Origin of the sequence: Salmonirosea aquatica, from assembly GCF_009296315.1 — a bacterium.
Lineage (GTDB): Bacteria > Bacteroidota > Bacteroidia > Cytophagales > Spirosomataceae > Salmonirosea > Salmonirosea aquatica.
Genome location: NZ_WHLY01000002.1, coordinates 2,843,579 through 2,869,444 on the forward strand (window position 1 = coordinate 2,843,579; position 25,866 = coordinate 2,869,444).

Sequence of the window (25,866 nt, forward strand, 5' to 3'; positions counted from 1 at the left end):
AGATCCTAGGTACGCTAAAAATCCAAATCTTCATAGTTGGTAGGACATTGTCAATAAATAGACCGTTTATTCTTTCCGATTCTCAAAAAACATTCCGAAGTTAGGCCCGAATGCTTAAAAAGGACAATCTTATTTTCATTCAATCCTAGCTATGGTTATTGCTGAAAAACAGTCACATCAGATCGTTGATAATCTGAGTACACCTTCGTTAGGAAGTGAGCTGGAAAAATTAGTCATCCAAGCAGAGCGAGCTGATTTTTGCGTTGGGTACTTTAATCTAAGGGGGTGGCGTGAGATTGCCGAGGCCGTCGATACCGTGAATGGTGGTTATGTAGAGGAAGACGGCGATGAGGAGTTTCGATACTGCCGTCTCATCATCGGTATGCAGAAGATGCCCATCGATATTATCCGTGATTATTTTGAAAAGCAGGGAAATGTTAATAGTGAACTATTAAAACAAGCAATAACAGATAATACAACGGCAGTCAGGATCAAGCGCAAGGTTACCGAAGAACTCCGCCAACAGTTGACCGTAGGTGTACCCACCACCTACGATGAATACATTTTACGACAACTGGTTCGGCAACTAAAAAGCAAGAAGGTCGTTGTCAAGCTGTATTTACGCCAACTTCTTCATGCCAAGCTATACCTAGCTTATCAGGCGGACAAAACAATCAATAGCTTCCTTGGAAGCAGTAATCTCACGCTTTCTGGCCTGACACACCAGGCAGAAATGAACACGGACATCTTCGAGCCAGATACTACCCGGCGGCTGGCTGAATGGTTCAACGACCGCTGGGACGACCGCCTTTCGCTTGACATTACGCAGGAGTTAATCGAAATACTGGAACAAAGCTGGGCATCCGACCGGTTGGTGTCGCCTTATCATGTGTACCTCAAGATGGCCTACCATTTGTCACGGGAGGCGCAGGCGGGCATCGACCAGTATTCTATCCCAAAGATCTTCCAGCGTGAGTTGCTGGATTTCCAGGAAAAAGCCGTGCAGATCGCTGCTCAGCACTTGCATAAGCGGGGCGGGGTACTGCTAGGCGATGTAGTGGGTTTGGGTAAAACCATCACAGCCACTGCTTTGGCAAAAACCGTTGAATTCGCTTACCCAGAGGTGCTGGTAATTTGTCCGGCTACGCTAGTGACGATGTGGGAGAACTACCGTATTCAGTACCAACTCAACGCGCTGGTGATGTCCCTTCAACAAGCCCAAACCAAGCTGAAAGATCTGCGCCGCTATCGTCTGGTTATTATTGACGAGAGCCATAACCTGAGAAACAGCGACGGCAAGCGCTTCCGGGCTATCCGTTCTTACATCGAGGAAAATGAAAGTCGTGTTATTCTGCTTTCAGCCACGCCCTACAATAAAACCTACCTCGATCTCTCGAATCAGCTTCGTCTTTTCCTTTCCGACGACCAAGATTTAGGCATTACACCAGAGAACTTAATTCGAGCGCTCGGAGGTGAAGTGCAGTTTGCCGCTAAGTTTCCTGAATTGTTCCAGAGGAGCATTCGTGCCTTTGAGAAAAGTGAGGAACCCGACGATTGGCGCGAACTGATGCGGCTATACATGGTACGCCGGACGCGTTCATTCGTTAAAGAAAATTACGCTACTTACGATGAGGAACGGCAGCGATACTATCTGACCTTTAAGGATGGCTCCCGCTCTTACTTCCCCGATCGGCTCTCGAAAAAAGTGGAGTACGGCTTTGACCCCGAAGATGTCACAGATCAGTATGCCCGGCTATATTCCCCAGAAGTAGTGGCCATAATTACCTCCCTGAACCTGCCACGATATGGTCTGGGAAATTATGAACTTCCTATCAAGCATGTTACCCCATCGGTAGATGAAGCTGCGCTGCTGGCTAATTTGTCTCACGCCGGACAGCGACTAATGGGCTTCTGCCGGACTAACCTTTTCAAGCGGCTGGAAAGTTGCGGCTATTCGTTTCTTTTATCCTTATGTCGCCACGCCGTTCGGAATTATGTCTTTCTGTACGCGCTGGACAATGGTTTACCTTTGCCCGTCGGCCAACAGTTATCAGATCTGATCGACCCCGACCTGACGGACGAAGACGAAGATGACGAAGACATTACACTGTTGACCGACGAGGCGGAGTACTACGAGAAAGCGCAGCGTATTTACGAGCGCTACCGTAGCCCCCGTCACTACGCCCGCTTCAATTGGATCAGGAGCGAGTTTTTTGTGCCTGAATTGAAATCGTCACTGATTTACGACGCCAGGGCCCTACTATCTATCCTGAAAAAAAACGACAACTGGCATCCGTCGCAGGACCGTCAGCTCCGGGCTCTGGCTGACTTATGTAGTACCAGGCATCGCACCGAAAAAATACTGATCTTCACGCAGTTTGCTGATACCGCTCGCTACCTGTGTCGCCAACTAGCTCAGTTGAACTTAGGGTCAATAGATTGCGTAACAGGCCAAACCGAAGACCCTTCTTTGCTAGTACGGCGGTTCAGTCCGGTTAGTAATGGGGCAAAAACCAATAAAATCCAGGAGTTACGGATTCTAGTGACGACCGATCGGCTCAGTGAAGGGCATAACTTGCAGGATAGCCACATTATCCTGAACTACGATTTACCCTGGGCCATCATTCGTCTCATTCAGCGCGCTGGCCGGGTAGACCGGATCGGTCAGCAGTCGGACAACATTCTTTGCTATTCGTTTTTGCCCGAAGAAGGTATCGAGCAGATCATTAACCTGCGGGAAAGGCTACGTAATCGCATGGCCGAAAACGCCGAGGTGGTTGGTACCGACGAGGTGTTTTTCGAGGGCGACAAGGTAGTATTACACGATCTTTACAACGAAAATTCCAAGATGCTGGACAATGAGGACACCGACACGGAGGTGGACTTGTCGTCGTATGCATACCAAGTGTGGAAAAACGCCGTGGATCGCGATCCCTCACTTCTCAAGACTATCCCGAACCTGCCCAATGTGACCTATGCCACCAAAACCAACGACAATCAAGGTATTAGCGGCAGCGGGGTGGTGGTGTATGCCCGCACCCCGGACGACAATGACGTGCTGACCTGGCTCGACGAAAAGGGCAGCGTCATCACGCAGTCGCAGTTGGCCATTTTACGGGCCGCCGAGTGCGCTCCCGGCACGCCTGGACTGCCGCGCTTGGAACACCACCACGATTTGGTACAACAAGGCGTGGACCTTATCCGGCGCGAAGAGGCCAGCACCGGAGGTACCCTGGGACGCAAAACCAGCATCAAATACCGCCTTTATACGCGGCTGGAAGATTACGCCAAGCAGTACGAGGATACGCTCTTCACGATGGACGACCTCAAAGATACCCTGGACGAGCTGTACCGCTATCCGCTGAAAGAGTGGGCCAAAGATGCTCTCAACCGCGCTCTCCGCACGGGAATCAACGATACAGATTTGGCGAAGCTGGTACTTTCGTTGCGTGAAGAAGACCGCCTGTGTATTATCCGCGAGGAAGAACTCACCTACCGCCAACCCCAAATCATCTGCTCTCTGGGCATCCAAGCCGACTCATCCGTACCGACCACCCCATGCGCGTAGAAAAAACCCGCCGACTTTTACAAGAACTAGATTTTCAGACCCTATTCCGCGAAGAACTCGGCTGGGGAAACCCGCTCAACGACAGGTCTACCTCGCTCACGGCCAAAGACACCGCTTACACCCGCCGCGAAATCGCCCATCTGGGTGGAGCTGCTGTATATGAGATCACGCTACCAGACGGTACTATCCCAGCTACCGCAACACGAGCCCAGATTTCGTTGGATACCCAGAAAACGCAGTTGGTTCATATCCTGATTTTTGTGGATAAAGCCCGTACCCAGTGCGTGTGGCGGTGGCTCAAACGAGAAGGGAAGAAGGAATTCGCCCGCGAACACCTCTATCTTAAAGGACAGCCCGGCGATTTGTTTTTGTCCAAACTCAGCCCGCTCTTTGTCGATATCAGCGAGCTGAATCAGGAGGGTAACGTCAATATCCTGGACGTGAGCCGGAAGATTGAGAAGGCACTCGACGTCAAGCCCGTCACCAAAAAATTCTACCGCGATTATCAGCAGCAGCACCTGCGATTTCTGGAATTGATCCAGGGCATCCCCGACGAGACCGACCGCCGCTGGTATGCCTCGGTGCTGCTCAATCGGCTGATGTTCATTTATTTCCTGCAAAAAAAGCATTTCCTTGACAAAGGAAATGTACAGTACTTGGCCACTAAACTGGATGAGGTACAGGCGCAGCACGGCGAAGGGCGATACTACAACCTCTTCCTAGAAAAGCTCTTCTTTGAAGGTTTTGCCGTACCAGAAAATGAGCGCAGCGACGAAACCAACGCACTTATTGGCCGGGTGAAGTACCTCAATGGTGGGCTATTTCTGCGCCACAAGATCGAACAGAAGTATGGCGCGGCCATTCAGATTCCTGACGACGCCTTCGCTAATCTTTTCGGCCTGTTTGACGCGTACTCATGGACGCTCGACGACACGCCCGGCAACCCCGACAACGAAATAAACCCTGACGTGCTAGGGTACATTTTCGAGAAATACATCAACCAGAAAGCCTACGGGGCTTACTACACACCGCCCGAAATAACGGAGTACCTCTGCGAGCAGACGGTGTACAAACTTATTCTGGACGAAGTCAACGGCCCGGAAGTACCAGCCGAGGTACCTAATGCCCTTGCGCAGAAGCTGCGCCGCAAGCACTACGCCGATATTCCCGAACTTCTCGTGGGCCTCGATGCCGATACCTGCCGTAAGTTGGTGGTGGGCCCAAGTGCCATTCTGCCCGGTTTGTCGCTACTCGACCCGGCCTGTGGTTCCGGGGCGTTTCTGGTGGCGGCCATGAAAACGCTTATTAATATCTACGCGGGTGTATTGGGTCGGATTCCGTTCTTGAACGACAGCGGTCTGACGGCCTGGAAAGCGCAGATCGAGCGGGAGCACCCTTCGGTTAACTACTACATTAAGAAGCAGATCATTACCAATAACCTTTACGGCGTAGACATTATGGAGGAGGCCACCGAAATCGCCAAGCTACGGCTGTTTCTTACGCTGGTAGCCTCGGCCGAAAAGGTGAGCCAACTCGAACCACTGCCCAACATCGACTTCAACATCATGCCCGGTAATTCGCTGGTCGGGTTGCTGCGGGTCAACGACGAGCAGTTTGACAACTACGACCTTTTTAATAAAAACTACTCACAATTGGTGCAGGAAAAAGCCGCTGCCGTGCGGGCATACAAAAGCACCGCCACCTTCACCAAAGACTTGCAGACGCTGCGCGACAGTATTCAGCAACAGCGCGACACTGCTATTGATACACTCAATCTTATTTCGCTGTATGAGTGGCACAAGCTGGGTATTAAGTACGAGGAAGCTACCTGGGACTCGCAAAAGGGAAAAGTGGGCAAGGTCAAGAAGCGGGTACTCAAAAAGAGCGATATTGAGGCCCTGACTCCCTTCCACTGGTCGTTCGAGTTTGACGAGATCATGGTGCAGCGCGGCGGCTTTGACGCCATCATTACCAACCCACCCTGGGAGGTGTTCAAGCCCAATGCGAAGGAGTTTTTTATGGAGTACTCCGAGTTAGTCACCAAGAAAAAGATGGATATCCAGGATTTTGTAAAAGAGAAAGACAGCTTACTTCAAGATATGGAGGTACGCCAGGCGTGGCTCGATTACCTGAGCCGTTTCCCCCACGTGAGCCAGTATTATCGTAGCAGTCCGCAGTACATCAATCAAATCTCATACATCAATGGCCGGAAAGCGGGATCCGACACCAACCTTTATAAGCTTTTTACCGAGCAATGTTACAACCTGCTGAAGCCCGGCGGGTACTGTGGTATTATTATTCCCAGTGGTATCTACTCCGACCTAGGCACTAAGCAGCTTCGCCAGCTTTTATTTACAAAAACCAAGGTGCAGCAGTTGGTCAGTTTGGCTAACGAAAAATTCATCTTTGATAATGTTGATCACAGGTTTCCATTTACTCTTTTATCATTTGAAAAAGGGGGAAATACCAATTCATTTCAAGCCACATTTCGCATTAATCCACGCGAGGCGATCGGTACCGGCCAATTGGATTCTTTCCTGCACAATCCCGAGACCTTTATAGAAATCACGACGGATTTTGTCAAGCGGCAATCGCTCGAATCGCTGTCAGTAATGGAAATACGGCGCGAAATGGACTTTACCATCGCGGATAAAATCTTGAAATTCCCGTCGTTGGGTGAACACCTGGAGAGTACCTGGAATTTTTCCCTGACCCGTGAATTTGACATGACCAACGATAGCGATCTGTTTCGAACTGGGCAGAAGCCGGGAATGCTACCACTCTTTGAAGGAAAGATGATGAATCAGTTCATCAGCAAGTCGGAAGAAGGTCGGTATTATATCGAAACAGCCGAAGGACGAAGCTCGATTTTGGGAAGAAATGCCGACGATTCGGGCCGGGTGCTGAACTATCAAAATTACCGTGTAGCGTTGCGTGCTGTGGCACGAAGTTCTGATTCTCGAACAATTATTGCTACGACACTTTCTAAAAATGTATTCTGTGGTAATTCTTTATTGGTAAGTAATTCGGAGCTTTCAGAGTCCGAAGTTTTGCTTATTCCAACTTTGCTAAACAGCTTGATCGTAGATTACTATGCCCGACAGATTGTATCAGCTAACATTAATATGTTTTACGTATACCAACTCCCTGTCCCCCGCCTCCAATCGGGAGACCCGTGGTTCGAGGAATTGGTAGAGCGGGCGGCAAAACTCATTTGCACCACTCCGGAGTATGCGGCCCTATGGGAGGAAGTCATGTCCACGCCCTGGACGGTGACAAGCGGCGTCATTGACGAAGCCTGGCGCAATCAGCTTCGAGCCGAAATAGACGCCATCATGGCTACGCTCTATGGCCTGTCGGCGGAAGAATTTACCTATATCCTTACTACTTTTCCGCTTGTGGCCGCTGCCCAGAAGGAAGCAACCCTCACCGAATTTAATCGCCTGCAAGCCATGCAACCTGCTACTATTTTTATGTCTTACGCCCACGAGGACGCTGTCTCGGTCGAGCGACTCTACCAAGATTTAACAGCCAAAGGTTTCCGGGTCTGGAAAGACGACTACGAGCTATTGCCCGGCGAAAACTGGGAGCACAAAATCGAGGTAGCCCTCAAAGAACATGAGTTCGTGATCGTGTGCCTGTCGGCGTCGTCGGTGGGCAAGCGCGGGTTTTTCCAGGTGGAGTTGAAGAAAGCCGCCCGCCGTCAGGCCGAGCGTTCGGTCTCGGATGTGTACATCATCCCCGTCAAGTTTAACGATTATGACCCTACTAAACTACCTGCCGAAATCAACGCCATCCAGTACGTAGATTTCTCGGAGGACTGGGAAAGTGGGATTAAAGCCATCGAAAAAACCATCGGGAAGTACCGGCGCTCCTGAATGCCATGAAACAAATCACCCAAAACCTCAGAACCGGACAAACTACCCTGGAAGAGGTACCTGCCCCGCAGGTACGGCGCGGTTGTGTCCTGATCCAGACGCGCCGAAGCCTCGTGTCATTGGGTACTGAGCGCATGCTGGTGGAATTTGGGAAAGCCAACCTGCTGGACAAAGCCCGGCAGCAGCCCGATCAGGTTAAGAAAGTGTTGGATAAAGTACGAACTGACGGCTTGCGCCCTACGATGGAAGCCGTCCTGAACAAACTGGATCAGCCCATACCTCTGGGCTACTGCCAGGTGGGCCGGGTTATTGCGGTAGGAGAAGACGTAAGCGATATCCAACTCGGCGACCGCGTGGCCAGCAACGGACCGCACGCTGAGATCGTGTGCGTACCCCGTAACCTGGTAGCCCCTATCCCGGCCTCCGTATCGGACGATGAAGCCGCTTTTACGGTCATTGGAGCCATTGGTCTGCAGGGAATCCGTTTATTGAACCCTACCCTCGGCGAAACCGTGGTGGTCGTCGGACTGGGGCTGATTGGCTTACTCACGGCCGAACTGCTGCGGATCAACGGCTGCCGGGTGGTGGGAGTGGATCTGGACGAAGCCAAGCTGGAGCTGGCCCGCGGCAAGGGAATTTTGACCTGCAACCCGACACAGGGGGATGATCCGGTGAAATTCGTAATGGAGCTGACGGGCGGAATTGGCGCGGATGGGGTACTTATTACCGCTTCGGCTAAAAACAACGACATTATTTCCCAAGCAGCACAGATGTCGCGTAAGCGGGGAAAAATCGTGCTGATCGGCGTGGTTGGACTGGATCTCAGCCGGGCCGAATTCTATGAAAAAGAATTGACATTTCAGGTTTCCTGTTCTTACGGGCCGGGACGCTACGACGACCTCTACGAGCAAAAAGGACGTGACTACCCCCTACCTTACGTCCGCTGGACAGAAAACCGCAACTTTCAGACTATCCTCCAGCTTCTTGCCTCCGGACTGCTGGATGTGAAGCCCTACATTACCGAAAGGATACCGCTGGCGGAGTACGATAAAATCTATGGCCAGATCGGAACATCGCGCACTATTGCATCGCTGTTGGAGTACCCGGAAGAACTTTCTGTGAAGTATACCATCCGGCACCAGGAGGTACCTTTTACGGGGCGAAAGGGCGTGGTTGGGATCATTGGTGCAGGGAATTTTACCAAAATGACCCTGCTGCCCGCGCTGAAAGGCGCGGACATCAAGTACATCGCCAGTGCTAACGGCCTGTCGGGTACCTCGCTGGCGCAGAAGCACGGGATCGCCCAAAGTACCACCGATTACCGCGAAATTCTGCGCGACGACGAGGTGGATCTGGTGCTCATCACTACCCGCCACCACCAGCATGCAAGCCTTACGCTGGAAGCACTGCGGAACGGAAAGCACGTTTTTGTGGAAAAGCCGCTGGCCATTTACGAAGAAGAACTTGCTGAAATCGATCGTTTTTTTAGGGAAGGTACCCCCGCTCTGTCGCTGACGGTGGGTTTCAATCGTCGTTTCTCACCCCATGCCCGGAAGATGAAAGCCCTGCTTGGAAGCGCGCCCATGAACGTGGTGGCAACGATGAACGCGGGCTTTATTCCCGTCAACTCGTGGGTGCACGACCGTACGGTGGGCGGAGGGCGGATTCTGGGGGAGGCCTGTCATTTCATCGACCTGATTACCTACCTGACCGGCAGTCGCGTGTCTGCCGTATGCATGAATGCCTTGGGTACCCACCCTTCCGAAACGACTGATAATGCCAGTATTTTGCTGCGATACGAAAACGGTTCTACGGGCGTGATCAATTACTTTGCCAACGGCAGTAAGGCCTATTCCAAAGAGCGGGTGGAAGTGTATTCGCAGGATCGGACGCTGATTCTGGACAATTTCCGTACCCTCACGGGCTACGGCTTCAAGGGCTTTTCCAAATTGAAAACCCCCTTGGACAAAGGCCATCGCGAGCAGTTCCGGCAGCTGCTGGACTCGGTACGGGCGGGCGGAACCAGCCCGATTCCGCTGGACGACCTACTGAACACAACCCGGGCTACCCTGGCGGCGGTTGAAAGCCTGCGTCAGAAGGCCTGGGTGGAGGTAGGGGTGAAATAAAACCCTGAATACCGTACCTTTGTCAGCGGACTGTGTTCACTTCCCCTCTTCCAGGAATGAAATCTGCCATGGCACTCGGTAATTACCTACAATTGGCCCAAAACATGGGGCTTCGATACGTGTCCTTCCGGGCGTGGCGTGCCGTACAAACCCGTACGGGTTTATTGAAAAAACGCTTTCCCACCCATCCTCCCCGCCAGACGTTTATCAGTCGGGATGCCTGGAAGAACCAGGAGAGTAGGTTTTTTTCGTTTTCACCGCCTGCCGCCCTACCTCTTGCCGAAAGCGATGCTTTGCAAAACCGGGTACGGGCACTTCACCAGGGTACCCTCACGTTTTTCAGCGCGCAGGTCTATGAAGTTACCGACTGGCTCACCAATCCTGCTACAGGCTACCGCTACGACGCCTCGAAGCATTGGACCGAAATTCCTGATTTTTCGGCCAAAGCTGGCGATATCAAGTACGTGTGGGAAAAATCGCGCTTTGCGTTTCTGTACGACCTAATCCGCTATGATTTTCATTTTCAGAAAGACCAGTCCGAACGGGTTTTTGAAGAAATAGAGAGCTGGATCGCAGAAAATCCCGTCAATCAAGGTCCGAACTGGCGGTGTAGTCAGGAAATATCGCTGCGGACGCTGAACTGGACCTTCGCTCTGCATTATTATAAAAATTCTTCTGCGCTCACCGAAACCCGCTTTGCCCGGATTGTCCAAAGCCTCTACCGACAGATGCAGCATGTGGAGGAAAACATTCAGTTTTCGCGCCGGGCCGTCCGCAACAACCACGCCCTTACCGAAACCTTGACCCTTTACCTTGTGGGGTTGCTTTACCCTTTCTTTCCTGAAAGTGTGCGTTGGAAAACGAAGGGTAAGTGTTGGTTTGAGCAAGAGGTAGCCTATCAGATTTACGAGGACGGTACCTTTCTGCAATTTTCGATGAACTACCATCGCGTGGTAGTTCAGCTGCTGACCTGGGGTATCCAACTAGCCCACCTGAACGGCGAGCAATGGACCATGGTGGTATACGAGCGCGCCCGCAAGTCGCTTCAGTTTCTGCTGACGTGTCAGGATGCCACTACCGGCTGGCTGCCCAACTACGGCACTAACGATGGGGCGCTGTTTTTTCCGCTGACTGAATGTCATTTCCGCGATTACCGACCCCAATTGTATGCCCTCGCGCAGGTACTCGGCCAGGCCTCTCCGTATCCTCCGGGTATTTGGCAAGAGGAGGCCGACTGGCTGGGGTTGGGGCGTTCGGAATATTCCTCCGAACCTGGGCTTGTGGTAACAAAAGCGCCAGTGACTGAAGACGTCCCCGATGGTACCTACGCCTTTGATAAAGGCGGCTACTATGTGCTGCGCGATGGAGGTACCCTTACCTTCCTGCGCTGTGGCCACTATACCGACCGTCCTTTTCAGGCTGATAACCTGCACCTGGATATCTGGGAAAACGGTGAGAATATTCTGCGTGATGCGGGCTCGTACCTATATAATACCGACGAACAATGGACGCGCTACTTTGCGGGAACCTCTTCCCACAACACCGTAATGCTGGGTACCTTCGACCAGATGCGTAGAGGTCCCCGGTTCATCTGGTTCGACTGGATCAAGGAAAGCCGGGCGGGTTGGTTTCAGAGTAATGCGTATATTTTTGAAGGGGAATTTACGGGCTTCTACCAGAGCGGCCAGCCCGTCACCCACCGGCGCCGGGTGACCAAGCAGGCTGGCAAAAACCGGTGGCTGGTGGAAGACTGGCTGCACCATGCGCCGGCCGAGGTACCTATGCACCAGATCTGGCATCCGGGCGCTACTTTTTTGGATAATTATTCAATCAAATCCTTCGATCAACAGCGAGTCGAACTGACTGCTGATGAAACCGAGGGCTGGTACTCGGAGAAATACGGCCAGAAGGTAGGAGTACCCCGCCTGGTATTCAGTACCCCAGGAAGGTACCTGAAAACGGAAATTAGCCTCATTGCGAATAGGTAGCAGAACTGTTACACGACCATTACTCGCCTCATGCGTATCCTATTGATCCACCAATTTTTCCTGGAAGATGACGATGGTGGAGGCTCCCGCTGGAACGAAATGAGCCGCATCTGGATCGAAGCCGGACATCAGGTGACCGTGCTGGCGGGCATGGTCCATTACATGGGAAGTGAATCGTCGCGCTACGAGGGCCATTATTTTCATCAAAGTACCAACCGTGACGGGGTCCGTGTGATTCGCTGCCATGTATCAGATCGCTACAACAGCGGATTTTTGGGTCGGTTGTGGGCCTACTTTTCTTTTACGTTTTCGAGTATTTGGGGCGGGCTACGCAGGGCGAAGGGTACCTACGACGTCATCGTGGTCACCTCGCCCCCGCTGTTTGTGGGTATTACGGCCCTAGTGCTTTCGCGGTGGAAGCGTACCCCTTTCGTTTTTGAAGTAAGGGATTTGTGGCCCGAATCGGCCATCGATACGGGCGTACTAACCAATACGCTCGTGATAAAATTCGCGTATTGGTTCGAGGGTTTTGTGTACAGGCAAGCCCGACTGATCAATGTTCTGACGCCCGCTTTCCGGGAGGCCCTCATCACTAAAAAGAATATTCCCGCCGAAAAAATCATTTTCATTCCCAACGCAGCCGACTTCGCGCTTTCCGAAGAGCTGAGGGGTACCTTCGATGCCGGGGAGTTCCGGCGGGCGCACGGTTTGGGGCAGCATTTTGTGATCACCTACGTAGGAGCGCACGGTGTGGCCAACCATCTGGTGCAGGTACTCGATGCCGCCGAACGACTGCGCGACACCCGGGTACTTTTCCTGCTTATCGGGGATGGCATGAAGAAGAAGGAGCTCATGGCCAACGCCCGGCAACGCGGCCTGACCAACGTACGGTTTGTAGATTCCGTGCCCAAGCGGGAGGTGTTCCGGTACATCCTGGCTTCCGACATGGGTACCTCGGTGCTCAAAAAAGTCGATACTTTCAAGACCGTGTATTCCAATAAGACCTTTGACTACTTTTCGTGCAAGAAACCTGTTCTGATGGCTATTGATGGCGTGTCGCGGGAGTTGGTGGAAGCCGCCGACGCGGGCATGTTTGTGGAGCCGGAAAGTCCGGATGATTTTGCGCAGAAGGTTCGGTACTACCTGGAAAATCCTGATTTGCTGAAAAAACAGGGAGAAAACGGTTACCGGTACGCGCGGCAGCATTTCGATCGGGAAGTGCTGGCCCGGCGTTATTTATCGCTGATTTCCTAGAGGTGGATGTTTCCCAAAAGTATACTGTCTAAAACAGAAGCGGTAGGGCCGATTTAATTTTATTGGAAAAATACGTGATTTTTGTTTCGGAAAGCCTGAATCAACCAATTGTTGAAGGGTACCTTGTGCTTTAGCGGCTTGCCACTCAGAAACCCGGTCATTCAAAGAAACATGGACTCTCGAAAAATCCTCTCCCGCAAACGTATCGCCATTGTTGCCCACGACAACCGGAAGCCCGAACTGATGGATTGGGCCTTTTATAACCGCACGACGTTGTCCAGGCATCAGTTGTATGGCACGGGTACCACCGGCAAAATGCTGGAAGAGATCCTGGACCAGTCCGTTACCAAGCTCCTCAGCGGGCCTCTGGGCGGCGATCAGCAGATCGGGGCGATGATCGCCGAGGAGCGGATCGACATGCTCATATTTTTCTGGGACCCCATGGCTGCCCAACCTCACGATCCTGACATCAAGGCGCTGCTGCGCCTGTGCGTGGTGTGGAATATTCCAATGGCCTGCAACCGGGCGACCGCCGATTTTCTGCTCACTTCGCACTTGATGTTTGAAGATTACGAAGCCCGGCAGACCGATTATAGTACCTACATCAAGCGGAAGGTATGAACCGAAACGTAAACGGGGAGGTTTTCTTGGGTAAAAAAGCCCCGGCATGAAATCTGTAAAAAATCTATTCTCCTCTGAAAATATCCGCCAAACCTACACCTACCTCGAGTACCTGGCCCTCATGGATCGAATGGTAGCCGAAAAACGGACCACTGGTCCCAAGCAATCCCCCGCACTGACTGAATACACGCGCCTGAACCAGTACCGTATGCGCCGGCTTGACAAAACGGTACATCTGGCCCAGGACCTGCAGCAATTGGCTTTTCAGATTGAAGCCTCCCAGACCTGGTACGTACTGACCGAAGCTTGGTGCGGCGACGCCGCCCAGTCGCTGCCTGTCATCGCCAAGGTAGCCCAATTCAACCCCCACATTACGCTCACATTGTTGCTGCGCGATGAGCATCCCGAAATCATCGATGCCTACCTGACGCGGGGTGGCAAGTCCATTCCGAAACTGATCGCCGTGGGCGCTGATGGTGCCGAGTTATTTACCTGGGGGCCACGGCCGCAAGCTCTGCAGGAGATCGTTTGGGCCTATAAGGAGAATCCCGATCGCCCCTATGCCGAACTGCAGGAGGAAATTCAGCGCTGGTACAATACGGACAAAACCGAATCAATTCAGCGGGAACTGATTGGGCGGCTTCAGGGGAATATTGTACAATAATCCCCTACTTTTGTAGGATAGTCGTGTGAAGCTATGGCAGACAGTTATTTCAAAAACATCGCTGACGGAATCCGTACCACCCTGAAAGGCCTGGGCCTGACGGCGGGACATTTGTGGGCGGCGCGCAAGCGCCGAATGCCGGGTGATATTCGGAAGGATACTTTTTTTGGACAGACTGAGGGCATGGTCACGATTCAGTACCCGCTCGAAACCATCCCGATCCCCGACAATGGTAGGTATCGATTGCACAACGAGATGGACGACTGCATCGTCTGCGACAAGTGCGCCAAAGTATGTCCCGTAGACTGTATTGAGATAGAGCCCATCCGGGCCATAGAAGAAGTAGGCAAAGCTTCCGATGGCTCCCCCATCCGACTGTATGCGGCCAAGTTCGACATCGACATGGCCAAGTGCTGCTACTGTGGCCTGTGTACCACCGTGTGCCCCACCGAGTGCCTCACCATGACCAGGACATTCGATTATAGCGAATTTGACGTCCGCGACATGGTGTATGAGTACGGCAACCTCACGCCCGCGGAAGCTGATGAGAAAAAACAACTGCTCGAACAATTCCAGAAAGAAAAGGAGGCGTTGAAAGCCGCTGCCCAGGCAGTACCTAAGCCAGAGCCGACGGCCAAACCCGCTTCCCCACGCCCGGCTTTCCGACCTACAAAACCACCCGTGGCTATTCCGCCCGGAAGCGATGAAACCGTTGAACCCACAGCCGAAAAGCAGGAATCCCCGGTCAAAAAATCCGGACCGCCTTTCCGCCCCTCCATGAAACCCAGAACGGATAAAGCTCCTGAAACGGAAGGGCCTGCCGCAGAGGTACCTTCAACCCCCAAGCCGAAACCTGTTTTCAAACCCTCTATGAAACCGGCGTCTGGCGCATCATCTCCTAAGCCGGATGCTGCCGATCAACCTCAGGAGTCGGGAGTCCCGGCCGAACGGCCGAAGCCGGCTTTCAGGCCCACGATGAAGCCAACTGATAAGGCGGTTAGTGCCGAGGCGACCGGAAAAGTAGAACCCACTACAATGGAGGGTACCGAAAAACAAAAAACTGTCTTCAAGCCTACCATGAAGCCGGCAGCTAAGCCGGTGCAGACTGAGGAAAAAATAAACTCCCCGAGTCAGGCCGAAAAACCTCTGGCTGAATTAAAACCAAAACCCGCTTTCCGACCTACGATGAAGCCACGTGGTGGTCCTGCTAAGCCTGCTGAAGAGTAGAGGGGTACCTAGTAGCGCTTGCGCGGTGTAGGCATTTCGTCGATTCCCAGGGTAGTTAGGTGGGGGTTGAGAATTTGGGTGGTGATTTTTAATTCAAAATACCGAACTCCTTCCACTACGAAAATGTGCCTGAACCAGCCCCGACTTTTCAAACCTCGGTACACACTCGAATAGCTGACCGTCCCCGACCAACCCTGCGCACCCAAAGCCGTGTGCAGCGTATCCAGCGCTTTTTTCAGATTGGAAAAATAGGTAAGAGACTCCTGAGCCGTTTCGAACGGATTGGCCTTGATCAGAGGTACAATACTTAATTCATATATGGTTTGCTGTTTAGCCGCCATTTTTGCCGAATTGTGGATAAATCACCAGGTTTTGACATAAAACTCAATTTGTGTCAATTTTTGTGAAAAATAATAGAACTATTTTTCAAAGGCAAAACTTTTCAAGGTGACCAGGCGTTTTATGTATGTTGTTTTATTCAACGAAAAGGCCGGACTCTCAAGAATCCGGCCTTTTTGCTTTTCAAGTTATTTCAACTCAACTACCTGCCCTTTCTCTAACCGAAGGTACCTATTCACACAGGTCGGAATTTCGTGAGGATAGTGCGATACATAGATCAAGGTACGTTCGTCCGAGCCGCAGACGGCATCTACAACCGATTTGAAATATTCAATGGCTCCGATATCCAGTCCCTGGCAGGGTTCGTCCAGAATCAACAGGGGAGGATTTTTCACCAAGGCCCGTGCCAGTAAAACAAGGCGCTGCTCACCCTTCGATAACTTTTGCAGGGGACGTTCCATGACCTGACCTACCCCCAGCAATTCTGCCAATTGCTCCACCCGAGCTATCTGGCCTTCATCCAATTTCTTGAAATAAACCCCCGTTGCGTCGTAAAAGCCGGAAGCAATGGCCTTGAATACGGTTGTCTCCACCGGAAAGTACAGATGTAGTTCCGGCGAAAGGTGTCCGATTTTCTGCTTTATATCCCAAATTGAAGCTCCTTTCCCACCTCTTTTCTGATCGAAGAGATCGTAATCATTGGCGAAGCGCTGGGGGTGGTCGGCAGTCAGTATACTCAGGAGCGTCGATTTTCCTGAGCCATTTGGCCCGGTTAATGCCCATTTTTCCCCTTTTCTAACCCGCCAGTTTACATGATCGAGTACGGCCTTTCCATCGTACACGACCCGGATGTTTCTCAAATCGAAAGCGTACGCATAGGTAGGTTGCGGGAGAGCCGACAGCCAATTCCATTGCAGATCGGACCCTCTGATGCTTAAATCAACAGATGGACGGACAGAGAGGGGATTAATAATGGATTCCTGCTTCCATTCTTCAATCGGAACTACCCTTTCAATTTTTCCTTTTTTCAGCATTAAAACATGGGTTATGCAGTCAGGAATCTCAGTAGCTGCGGTGGCCAGGATAATCGTGGTACCCTGGCGGGCCAGTTCGGCCAGTGCTTCGCGCAGAATCTCCCGTGAAAGCACGTCAAGGCCCACGAAGGGATGGTCGAGTAGTAAGATGTCCGGGTCTTTGACCAGCGACCGGGCCAGCAGCATGCGACGTGTTTCGCCATTGGAAAGCGTAATAAAAGGCTGATCCAGCAAGTCGGTAAGTTGTAGTAAATGGGTTATTTCTTCCAGGCGGGCTTCGGGTACCCTACTTTCTGCCAGCCGTACAGACTTCTCATCTACGGTACCTACGGGCTTCATCTGCTCGGTCAGTACCTCGCGCACAGTGGGTGCCAGGGCAGCTTCATAGGCTTGAAACCGTTGCTGATAGTACTGTGCCGCCGCGCGGGCAATACGGTTGAACGAGTAATCGTTTGCGACAAACTCCACCTCTCCCCTTTTCTGTAATCGACCCTGCGCAGTGGCCCAACGCCCGGCAATGGTTTCCAGCAGGGTGGTTTTGCCGGAGCCGTTACCTCCTATAATAGCCCATTGCTCGCCGGGATTTACTTGCCAGGTAAGGCCGAATAGCACAGGCGTGTCGTATTTACGGACCGATACATTCTCGAAGGAAAGAAGGGGCATTTTGTAGGAGTTTAGTGAACAAAGTTTTGGCAAAACTAGCCCTTGGCACAGTTTTTAGAACTATTTACTAGATCATTTCTTAATTCAAAACTATTATTTTAACAGACCCTGCTTATGGACGCTATAAAATCACCTGCCGCCCTTGATACCCCTTCTGACCTACAAGAGAAAGGCCGTAAAAAAGTTTCGGAGGCCGTTAACGGACTAGTTGCTGACGCTTTTGCGCTCTACATCAAAACAAAGAATTTCCACTGGCATATGTCGGGTACCCACTTCCGTGACTACCACCTGTTACTCGACGAGCAGGCCGCTCAAATCCTGGCTACGATTGACCCGCTGGCCGAGCGCGTGCGCAAATTGGGCTACGATACAATCCGTTCGGTAGGGCACATTGCCCAATTGCAAAGCGTGAAGGATAACGATGAGGACTTTGTTGCTCCACAGGCCATGCTCCAAGAGCTTATCACAGAAAATAAAAAAATGGCCAAGAGCATGAGGGCTGCCCACAAGCTGTGCGATGACGCCGAGGATGTCGCTACGGCGAGCCTGCTGGAAGTTTATATTGACGAAACCGAGCGGCGTATTTGGTTCCTTTTTGAAACCACACGGGATGGGAATAAGAAAAATTCTTAATTGCCCCTAGCCAGCCACGAACGAAAACCGTGAATCAAAAAAGCGGTCGGTTCTGAGGATTTTAATCCCGGAACCGACCGCTTTTGATTGTTATTAATCCGCTCTTTCGAGCTTAGACCTTGTTACACTTTCCTAGATTTATCCCTACTTATACATCACCGCATTGACCGCATCAAGGGTGCGCTTCACATTAGGCAGAATCTCCTCGATCAGGGTAGGGGCGTAGGGCAGGGGTACATCGCGATTTGTAATACGCATGACTGGAGCGTCCAAGTAGTCGAAGGCGTAGCGTTGAATGTGGTAGGCCAGTTCGGAAGAAATGGAAGCCAGGGGCCATGCTTCTTCCACAATGACGCAGCGGTTGGTTTTCTTAATGGATTCTACTACGGTAGCGTAGTCGATCGGGCGGACGGTACGCAGGTCTACGAGTTCGGCGTTGATACCGTTCTTGGCTAATTCTTCCATAGCAGGTAGTACCACGCGGGGAATCATCTTGCCGAACGATACGATTGTCACGTCCGAGCCTTCTTTTTTCACTTCGGCTTTGCCCAGCGGAATCAGGTACTCTTCTGAAGGTACCTCTCCTTTATCGCCATACATCACTTCCGACTCCATGAAAATTACAGGGTCGTTGTCACGGATGGACGATTTGAGAAGACCCTTGGCGTCATGAGGATTGGCCGGAACCACCACCTTAAGGCCAGGCGTATTGGCATACCAGTTCTCGAAGTTCTGAGAGTGCTGCGCACCCAGTTGTCCTGCGTTACCGGTAGGTCCCCGGAACACGATGGGTACATTATACTGGCCCGCCGACATGGACAGCATCTTGGCTGCGCTATTGATGATTTGGTCGATGGCGACGAGCGAAAAGTTGAACGTCATGAATTCGATGATCGGGCGCAGTCCGTTGGAAGCGGCACCTACCCCGATGCCCGCGAAACCCAGCTCGGCGATGGGTGTATCGATCACCCGCTTGGGGCCGAATTCGTCCAGCATTCCCTGGCTGGCTTTATAGGCGCCATTGTACTCGGCTACTTCTTCGCCCATCAGGAACACTTTTTCGTCCCTACGCATCTCTTCCGACATCGCCTCTTTGATGGCATCTCTGAACGCTATTTCTGGCATTTTTTCCTAATTGAAAGTTGAAAGTTGAGAGTTGAGAGTGAGAAATTCAGTTTCAACATCTGACAAAGTACCCGTAAAACTACGCAATGGGGTTCAATTCTCAAATTGTTAACAGGATAGTAAAGAGGTAGGCGATTGCTTTTTGCTACTTTTAAGCTGTATAAAGCAAAACTTCGCCCCGATGAAAAGATGTTTTCTCCCCAAAATTTCCATAATTCTGTTCTTACTCGCTTGCCTAAGTAGCTGTAAACCCGGCCAGAGTGGTACCCAGTCTGACGTTATCAATTCCCTGCGTGCTACGCGCGTGATGCTACCCAACGGCTGGTCGCTGACTACGCCCGGCAAAAGCCTATCCCTGGGCGATCTGCCGCTTAATGTCGCCGTTTCAAGTTCGGGCAAGTGGATGGCTTTTACCAACAACGGACAGGGCACGCAGAGCATCACCCTGATCAACCGCGCGGATGAAACGGTTTCCGATGAAATCACAATTCCGAAATCATGGGTAGGTCTGGCTTTTTCAGGCGACGAGAAAGGACTGTTTGCTTCCGGAGGGAATGACAACCTGGTGAGGATTTATCAGAACAAAGACGGAAAATTGAGCGAAACCGGACAAATCGTGCTGGGTGAGCCATGGCCCAAGCAGTCCATTTCGCCAGCGGGCCTATGCCTGGACGACGAAGCCCAGCGCCTCTACGTGGTGACCAAAGACGACAGCGCCCTCTACACCTGCGATGCTGTGACACGGCAGGTACTGCGCCGGGAGCACTTACCTGCCGAAGCCTACACCTGCGTACTTTCGCCAGACAAGTCGTTGCTCTACATTTCGCTATGGGGCGGGGAGAAAGTATTGCTCTATGATTTGAAAAAAAGAACGACAAGTGGCAGTGTAGCGGTGGGCAGCCATCCCAACGATATGGTGCTGACCCGGGACGGCAGGTACCTTTTTGTCGCCAATGGCAACGAAAATACAGTCTCCGTGATCGAGGTAGCGGCCCGGCGGGTGGTCGAAACACTCACTACCTCACTCTTCCCGGATGCGCCTGCCGGAAGTACCCCTAACGGGTTGGCGCTTTCGGAAGATGAAAAAACGCTGTATATCGCTAATGCCGACAATAACTGTTTGTCTGTTTTTGATGTGTCGGAGCGGGGCGAAAGTCGTTCGCTGGGGCTTATTCCCACAGGCTGGTACCCAACTACGGTACGTGAAGTGGACGGAAAAATCTACGTCGCTAATGGCAAAGGGCTCACTTCACTAGCCAATCCCGGCGGACCGCAACCTACCATGACGGCCGCCGAGCGGGCTAAGGCCGAGTACATCGGGAGTCTGTTTCAGGGGAATCTTTCCATTATCAGCAAGCCCGATGATAACTTGCTGGCTGGCTACACGCAATTGGTGTACGAAAATACCCCTTATACTAAGGAAAGGGAAAGCACGAGCGAAGGCCAGAAGGGTAACCCTATACCCCGTACTGTAGGTGATCCTTCGCCCATCAAGTATGTATTTTATATCATTAAGGAGAACCGCACCTATGATCAGATTTTTGGCGATATGTCCGAAGGCAACGGCGACGCTAGCCTGTGTCTTTTTCCCGAAAACAATACCCCGAATCATCATGCGCTGGCGCGGGAGTTTGTGCTGCTGGACAATTTCTACGTCAACGCCGAAGTAAGCGCCGACGGACACAACTGGTCGATGGCGGGCTATGCAACGGATTTTGTAGAAAAAACCTGGCCCACCAGTTACGGCGGGCGTGGGGGTACCTACGACTACGAAGGTACCCGCCAGGTAGCCCATCCGAAAGAAGGTTTTATCTGGGATTACTGCCAACGAGCAGGAGTCAGCTACCGTACCTACGGAGAGTTTACTTCGCAGGGTAAGCCTAATCTTAAGGTACTCGAAGGGCATTATGACCCCAACTACCACGGCTATGACCTCAGCTACAAGGATGTGGATCGTGAGGCGGCCTGGGAAAAGGATTTCGATGCGCTGGTAGCGGCCAACGCGGTGCCACATTTCAACACGGTGCGTATTTCTAACGACCATACGTCGGGCATGCGAATCGGGGCACCTACCCCGCAGGCGGCCGTAGCCGACAACGACCTGGCGTTGGGTAGGTTTGTGGAGCATTTGTCCAAGAGCCCGATCTGGAAAGAATCGGTCGTATTCGTGGTGGAAGACGATGCCCAGAATGGTCCTGACCATGTCGACGCACACCGCTCGGTGGCGCTGGTGATCGGGCCGTATGTGAAGCGCAACTACGTGGACCATACCATGTACAGTACCACCTCGCTGCTGCGTACCATGGAATTGATCCTGGCACTGCCGCCCATGAGCCAGTACGACGCCGCTGCCACGCCGCTCTGGCGAAGCTTTACAGCCCAGCCCGACGCCAGGCTGTATACGGCCCGGGCAAACAATGTGCCTTTGGATCAGCGCAACGTAGCCGTGAACAAACATTCCATCCGCTCAGGGGAACTGAACCTGACTGTACCCGATGCAATCAACGATGTAGAATTCAGCGAGATCGTGTGGAAGGCGGTCAAAGGAATCGATAGCCCTATGCCTGCCCCGCGCCGGAGTACCTTTGTGTGGGCCAAGCCTGAGGATGAAGAAGGGGAAGGGGACTTTGACGACGACTGAATCTATTTTTTCCCTAGCCCGTACTTTATCCACTGGGGGCTGACCTGAAATGTGATCTTTGACCCGATAAATTACTTCGCAGTCTTTCAGTTGGCCGCATATGGAGTCGATGGGCCCCCAGGCATAATTGCAGGTACCGATGGGATTCCCCTCTTTATTGAAGACTGCGCTTCCGGCATCGTAGGCATTGGCTCCCGCTACATACACAAGATCCCCCCGGTACTGGCACTCATCAATTTCTCCTGCTAACACACCTCGGGAATAGACTTTCCTGAGTCCATCCGTGATTTCAATTTTTTCCTTACAGTTAGTCAGCACACTAAGGATTAAAATAGAAATAAGGGCGTATCTGTTTTTCTTCCCCTGCATATGTAATGATTTGGTATCAGCCACTGTAAATATAGTTGGATTAAACTAATTGATAGCTGGATGCTAAAATTCAGAAGCTGTTGCTAAGAGATAATTCTTCTGATTGCGGAGAATCCGCTTTCCGTAGGCTGATTCTCCTTTTTTATTGTCTTTTGGTAAGTAGTTGAGTACTAGAATATTTAAGTAGTTTACTGGACTTTCTTGCAAAAGGACTCATAGTATTGATTTATATAAGAATAATACAATCTGAGTTCTGAATTTTAAGTAAATATACCGTAGCAAATAATAAACGACTTGTTGTACTATTTATATAAACGTTGTACAATTCTAAGTTTATCGTAGGACTGTGCAATGAACTTTCGAAATCAAAATCTAGCCTATTGCATGATATTGCCCCATAGAGTACGTTTGTAGAGTCAAAACGAAAAAAGAAAGGCTTATCTCTAACAGTGGATAAGCCGATCAGGGCAAGATTAAGAAATTATTAAAAAAATACAATCAAGTAGTAGTCGTACCTTAAAAAAATTAACATCATGAAAAGAATCATTTTAGTAGCCGCAGTATGGATGGGAGTATCCGCTGCGAACCTGGCCACCGCCAATAGCATTAATCCTTCGACCGAAGTACGTACTGATGGAACCGTAGACATGAGCGTTGAAACGTTCAAGGATATGAAGTTCAAGCTTACGATAAAAAACCTGTCGAACCGCTCATACATTGCGATCAAGCGTTCCACGGGAGAAACCCTGTACAGCGAGTACGCCTCGAAAACCGAAAGCTATACCAAAGTGTTCGACTTGTCGAACCTGGCCGACGGCAAATATGCCTTCGTAATCGAATCCGGAAACGGTAACATCGAGAAGCCCTTCACGATCTCCACGGAAACTACCCGTACCGTGACACCGATCAGCGCCGAATAAGGTGGAGAACAGACTGGTAAATCAATAGGATCTTGCCCGAAATTAGAATGCGGCCGCCCGGATTGACAACCCGGGCGGCCATTTTTTTGTTCGAAGGCCGTTTATTTCAAGGGGGCCGAAGTGACAGCAATTTTAGAATCGGCCGTCCCGTAGTAGAGCCACCAAAGTCCACGGTAAGGTACCATGGACTCTACGAAGGTGACGTTGTTGACCTGTCCGGTGATCTCGTAGGGCTGGTCGGGCTTCATGAAATAGCTTTTGGATCGATCGATGAGGCGGTCGGGCGCGTCGTTACTGAACAGGAATTGCCCGGCGGCATAGGTACCATCGGGTAGGTTGGTATCTCCATTTTTGCCGTCGTTCATACCATTATAAATCAAAACGATACCCTTTGGTGTAAGTAGGGCGGGTGGGCCGGGTTCCAGTACGCGGTAGTCGAAACTGCCCGGCCGGTACTCCGCCACGGTTTTCAGGCTTTTGTCGCCTTTGGTAAGGGGGTACCAGTTGATCAGATCGTCGGACACCGCCACAAAAAGCTGCTGCTGATCGCCCCAGTACATCCAGTATTTGTCGCTGATCTTCGTCGCAACCAGCCTGCTACCTACCCGTCGGCACACAATGGAACCCGACTTCGACCATAAATCCTGTCCCCCGCCGCGGATGAAATTGTTGAAGGCCAGCCCGTATTTGGTCCAGTGCTGCAAATCGGGCGACGTAGCAACGCAGAGCCGGGCTTTGTCTCCATCGTAGGCTGTGTAAGTCATCACGTACTGTCCGTCAGTGGTTTCTACGACGCGCGGATCCTCGATGCCGCCTTCCCACTCGTATTTCTTCATAAAGTCATTGTCGGGGTACAGTACCGGTTGGGGCATCCGCTTGAAATGCACGCCATCGGTGCTGGTGGCCAGGCCGATGCGGGAGGTACCATTGTATTTCCCCACCAGATCCTCAGCGCGATAAATCAGGTATATTTTCCCGTTGCGCACCACGGCCGCTGGATTGAACACATCCTTAGCTTCCCAGGTTACGGTTTCGTTCCGGATCGGATCATCAAAAGTACTGGTAGTCAAGGGCGTCAATACGGGATTGGCCGCGTTGTGCTTGCGGAAGGGACCAATGAGCCAGGATTGGCAATAAGTCGGAACGGATAGGAGTAGGGTGAGTAGGAGTAAGCTGACGGATTTCATCAAGGTAGGTTTAGGTTAAAGAGCGACAAATAATATGGAAATACTTTCGATGTAAGGATGCTCTGGTAAGGTACTATTTCCGCTTCGGTTTCTACTACAAGCCCTTGAGGTACCCAATAAAAACCTTCCGAATATCCGTGCGTGAATCAGCCTGGTCCAGCTTGGCAATGGGTTTAATGATCCCAGGATTGGCGGGAACCAGGAAACCCAGGCCAAATTCCTTGCCCGTCAGCAGGAAATCGGGGAGTACGACTTTATACGTACCCGACAAATTGAGGGCCTGATCAGCAATGTACCAGGTTTGCGAAGTATCGTCGTAGCGGGCATTGGCGTGGTGTAGAAAGCCTCCCTTGCCCCGACTGAGTCGTCCGGCTTCCAGCACTTTCTGTAACAAATCGCCCGTCATGTTCACTTGCGAAATACCCCCGCCGAAGGGTAGGATACGTACAATGTCGTACTGGGTAATAGGCCCTTCGAGTACATCATCTACCCGCACCGAGCCCCCATTGAACACGGCGAGATCGCTGCCCGGAAAGGCCTGGAACATGCTTTGGGCGATCGTGGAGGTGAGGGCCCCGTGCTCGCGGCGAACCGTCGCCTCCCGGCCATCCCAGGGTACGGGGGTTGTGTAGACCAGTTCAGTAGGTTCAAAGCCAAGGTCTCGGAAACTTTCATTGGCGATTTGCTGCCATTTAGCCACAACGGCGGCCGTTTTGGGGTCTTCAGGAACGGTCTCATCAATGGTTTTCAATTCCGATTCCAGGTTCAAGAGGCGGTTTTTGCGGTCGAAGTGCAGGCGATGGATATACACTGTTTTGGCATTGGCGTCGGCCTTCGCAATGGCTACCTTCCCCACCTGAAGCTGCATGTGGTCGTGGTCGTGGCCGCCCATGATCAGCGCCAGGCCCGGTACCTGTTCGGCCAGTCGCTGGTCGTCGGCCACATCGAGGTGCGTGAGGGCTACCACCACATCGCAGCGGTTTTTGAGGTCTTCGTATTCGCGGCGCCCCGCCTCTAAGGGATCAGCCACTTGCACGAAATCCTTACTAACGGGAATGCACAAGCCGAACAGCCCTACCCGTACCTTCCCGTTGTCCAGAATTACGGACGGGGGAAAATTGGCGCCGTCTTTGCTGAAAGGTACCGTTTTGTCGCCTTCCCGGCGCTGCAGGTTGGCAATCACCCATCGGAACTTTGATTCCTCGATGCGCTGGTTGAGTACCGTAGGCGATTCATCGTCATAATCAAATTCGTGATTGCCAAAGGTAACCAGGTCCAGCCCGGCCTGGTTGAGGACATCCACCATCTGTTTTCCCTGAATACGCTCGCCGTTATGGCGTAGGGTACCGATCACCGACGGACTTATGAAATCGCCCGCCAGTACGAAATAGGTACCCTTGGGGTTTTTCTTTTTTAATGTTTTGTTCAGATAAGCTACCCGCGCCAGTCCGGCCGAATGACCGTTGTCGAGCGGGGCAATCTCGTACACATCATTGGTTTGAAGGAATGTGACCGTACGGCCCGACTGACAGCCTGCCGTAATGGCCAGGACCAGCAACCATCGAAGTGCGGTCGAACGGTAAAAAAAAAGGTCGAGCATTTTAATAATACTTATTAAAAGTGGGGGGT

Annotated in this window: 16 protein-coding genes; 11 read left to right on the forward strand and 5 right to left on the reverse strand. The window is 51.8% G+C overall.

Annotated features, from left to right (window positions below; translation table 11 throughout):
* Nucleotides 1–151 precede the first annotated feature (151 nt).
* From GBK04_RS12965 to GBK04_RS13000, 8 genes are all read left to right on the forward strand, one after another.
* The gene (locus tag GBK04_RS12965) at nucleotides 152–3,568 is read left to right on the forward strand and encodes a helicase-related protein (protein ID WP_152760280.1); all 3,417 of its coding nucleotides are present in this window, start codon (nucleotides 152–154) and stop codon (nucleotides 3,566–3,568) included.
* Complete coding sequence (locus GBK04_RS12970; protein ID WP_373330945.1) at nucleotides 3,559–7,446, forward strand: Eco57I restriction-modification methylase domain-containing protein; 3,888 nt, start codon at nucleotides 3,559–3,561, stop codon at nucleotides 7,444–7,446. Before GBK04_RS12965 ends, GBK04_RS12970 begins: the two co-directional genes overlap by 10 nt.
* Before the next feature lie 5 nt (nucleotides 7,447–7,451).
* Nucleotides 7,452–9,572, forward strand: coding sequence for a bi-domain-containing oxidoreductase (locus GBK04_RS12975; RefSeq protein WP_152760282.1), 2,121 nt, complete (start codon nucleotides 7,452–7,454; stop codon nucleotides 9,570–9,572).
* Nucleotides 9,573–9,628: 56 nt separating this feature from the next.
* Complete coding sequence (locus GBK04_RS12980) at nucleotides 9,629–11,560, forward strand: heparinase II/III family protein (protein WP_373330946.1); 1,932 nt, start codon at nucleotides 9,629–9,631, stop codon at nucleotides 11,558–11,560.
* Nucleotides 11,561–11,590: 30 nt separating this feature from the next.
* Entirely contained in the window at nucleotides 11,591–12,814 is a 1,224-nt protein-coding gene (locus GBK04_RS12985) for a glycosyltransferase family 4 protein (protein WP_152760284.1), read from the forward strand.
* A gap of 171 nt (nucleotides 12,815–12,985) precedes the next feature.
* On the forward strand, nucleotides 12,986–13,435 hold the full coding sequence (locus GBK04_RS12990) for a methylglyoxal synthase (protein WP_152760286.1): 450 nt from the start codon (nucleotides 12,986–12,988) through the stop codon (nucleotides 13,433–13,435).
* Nucleotides 13,436–13,481: 46 nt separating this feature from the next.
* Nucleotides 13,482–14,099 (forward strand): thioredoxin family protein, encoded by a 618-nt coding sequence (locus GBK04_RS12995; protein WP_152760288.1) that lies wholly within the window; start codon nucleotides 13,482–13,484, stop codon nucleotides 14,097–14,099.
* Between the two features lie 33 nt (nucleotides 14,100–14,132).
* Complete coding sequence (locus GBK04_RS13000) at nucleotides 14,133–15,326, forward strand: 4Fe-4S binding protein (RefSeq protein ID WP_152760290.1); 1,194 nt, start codon at nucleotides 14,133–14,135, stop codon at nucleotides 15,324–15,326.
* 8 nt (nucleotides 15,327–15,334) lie between these two features.
* On the opposite strand, the gene GBK04_RS13005 is transcribed toward GBK04_RS13000, so the two are convergent.
* Entirely contained in the window at nucleotides 15,335–15,667 is a 333-nt protein-coding gene (locus GBK04_RS13005; protein ID WP_152760292.1) for a hypothetical protein, read from the reverse strand.
* 186 nt (nucleotides 15,668–15,853) lie between these two features.
* On the reverse strand, nucleotides 15,854–17,362 hold the full coding sequence (locus GBK04_RS13010; RefSeq protein ID WP_152760293.1) for an ATP-binding cassette domain-containing protein: 1,509 nt from the start codon (nucleotides 17,360–17,362) through the stop codon (nucleotides 15,854–15,856).
* 114 nt (nucleotides 17,363–17,476) lie between these two features.
* Between GBK04_RS13010 and GBK04_RS13015 the strand changes: the two genes are divergently transcribed.
* Nucleotides 17,477–17,995 (forward strand): Dps family protein, encoded by a 519-nt coding sequence (locus tag GBK04_RS13015; RefSeq protein ID WP_152760295.1) that lies wholly within the window; start codon nucleotides 17,477–17,479, stop codon nucleotides 17,993–17,995.
* 144 nt (nucleotides 17,996–18,139) lie between these two features.
* Here the strand turns inward: GBK04_RS13015 and GBK04_RS13020 are convergent, their stop codons facing one another.
* Nucleotides 18,140–19,120 (reverse strand): pyruvate dehydrogenase complex E1 component subunit beta, encoded by a 981-nt coding sequence (locus tag GBK04_RS13020; RefSeq protein WP_152760297.1) that lies wholly within the window; start codon nucleotides 19,118–19,120, stop codon nucleotides 18,140–18,142.
* A gap of 181 nt (nucleotides 19,121–19,301) precedes the next feature.
* On the opposite strand from GBK04_RS13020, the gene GBK04_RS13025 reads away from it, so the two are divergent.
* Nucleotides 19,302–21,761, forward strand: coding sequence for a bifunctional YncE family protein/alkaline phosphatase family protein (locus GBK04_RS13025; protein ID WP_152760299.1), 2,460 nt, complete (start codon nucleotides 19,302–19,304; stop codon nucleotides 21,759–21,761).
* Nucleotides 21,762–22,663: 902 nt separating this feature from the next.
* The gene (locus GBK04_RS13030; protein WP_152760301.1) at nucleotides 22,664–23,050 is read left to right on the forward strand and encodes a T9SS type A sorting domain-containing protein; all 387 of its coding nucleotides are present in this window, start codon (nucleotides 22,664–22,666) and stop codon (nucleotides 23,048–23,050) included.
* A 101-nt stretch (nucleotides 23,051–23,151) separates the two neighbouring features.
* On the opposite strand, the gene GBK04_RS13035 is transcribed toward GBK04_RS13030, so the two are convergent.
* Complete coding sequence (locus tag GBK04_RS13035; protein WP_373330947.1) at nucleotides 23,152–24,237, reverse strand: glycoside hydrolase family 130 protein; 1,086 nt, start codon at nucleotides 24,235–24,237, stop codon at nucleotides 23,152–23,154.
* Nucleotides 24,238–24,331: 94 nt separating this feature from the next.
* Complete coding sequence (locus GBK04_RS13040; RefSeq protein WP_152760305.1) at nucleotides 24,332–25,837, reverse strand: bifunctional metallophosphatase/5'-nucleotidase; 1,506 nt, start codon at nucleotides 25,835–25,837, stop codon at nucleotides 24,332–24,334.
* Nucleotides 25,838–25,866 lie beyond the last annotated feature (29 nt).

Coding starts and splice junctions, on each gene's coding strand:
- GBK04_RS12980 (WP_373330946.1), top strand. CDS start 9,629: ATGAAATCTGCCATGGCACTCGGTAATTACCTACAATTGGCCCAAAAC.
- GBK04_RS13015 (WP_152760295.1), top strand. CDS start 17,477: ATGGACGCTATAAAATCACCTGCCGCCCTTGATACCCCTTCTGACCTA.
- GBK04_RS12995 (WP_152760288.1), top strand. CDS start 13,482: ATGAAATCTGTAAAAAATCTATTCTCCTCTGAAAATATCCGCCAAACC.
- GBK04_RS13040 (WP_152760305.1), bottom strand. CDS start 25,837: ATGCTCGACCTTTTTTTTTACCGTTCGACCGCACTTCGATGGTTGCTG.
- GBK04_RS12970 (WP_373330945.1), top strand. CDS start 3,559: ATGCGCGTAGAAAAAACCCGCCGACTTTTACAAGAACTAGATTTTCAG.
- GBK04_RS12975 (WP_152760282.1), top strand. CDS start 7,452: ATGAAACAAATCACCCAAAACCTCAGAACCGGACAAACTACCCTGGAA.
- GBK04_RS13020 (WP_152760297.1), bottom strand. CDS start 19,120: ATGCCAGAAATAGCGTTCAGAGATGCCATCAAAGAGGCGATGTCGGAA.
- GBK04_RS13005 (WP_152760292.1), bottom strand. CDS start 15,667: ATGGCGGCTAAACAGCAAACCATATATGAATTAAGTATTGTACCTCTG.
- GBK04_RS12985 (WP_152760284.1), top strand. CDS start 11,591: ATGCGTATCCTATTGATCCACCAATTTTTCCTGGAAGATGACGATGGT.
- GBK04_RS13030 (WP_152760301.1), top strand. CDS start 22,664: ATGAAAAGAATCATTTTAGTAGCCGCAGTATGGATGGGAGTATCCGCT.
- GBK04_RS13010 (WP_152760293.1), bottom strand. CDS start 17,362: ATGCCCCTTCTTTCCTTCGAGAATGTATCGGTCCGTAAATACGACACG.
- GBK04_RS13035 (WP_373330947.1), bottom strand. CDS start 24,237: ATGAAATCCGTCAGCTTACTCCTACTCACCCTACTCCTATCCGTTCCG.
- GBK04_RS13025 (WP_152760299.1), top strand. CDS start 19,302: ATGAAAAGATGTTTTCTCCCCAAAATTTCCATAATTCTGTTCTTACTC.
- GBK04_RS12990 (WP_152760286.1), top strand. CDS start 12,986: ATGGACTCTCGAAAAATCCTCTCCCGCAAACGTATCGCCATTGTTGCC.
- GBK04_RS12965 (WP_152760280.1), top strand. CDS start 152: ATGGTTATTGCTGAAAAACAGTCACATCAGATCGTTGATAATCTGAGT.
- GBK04_RS13000 (WP_152760290.1), top strand. CDS start 14,133: ATGGCAGACAGTTATTTCAAAAACATCGCTGACGGAATCCGTACCACC.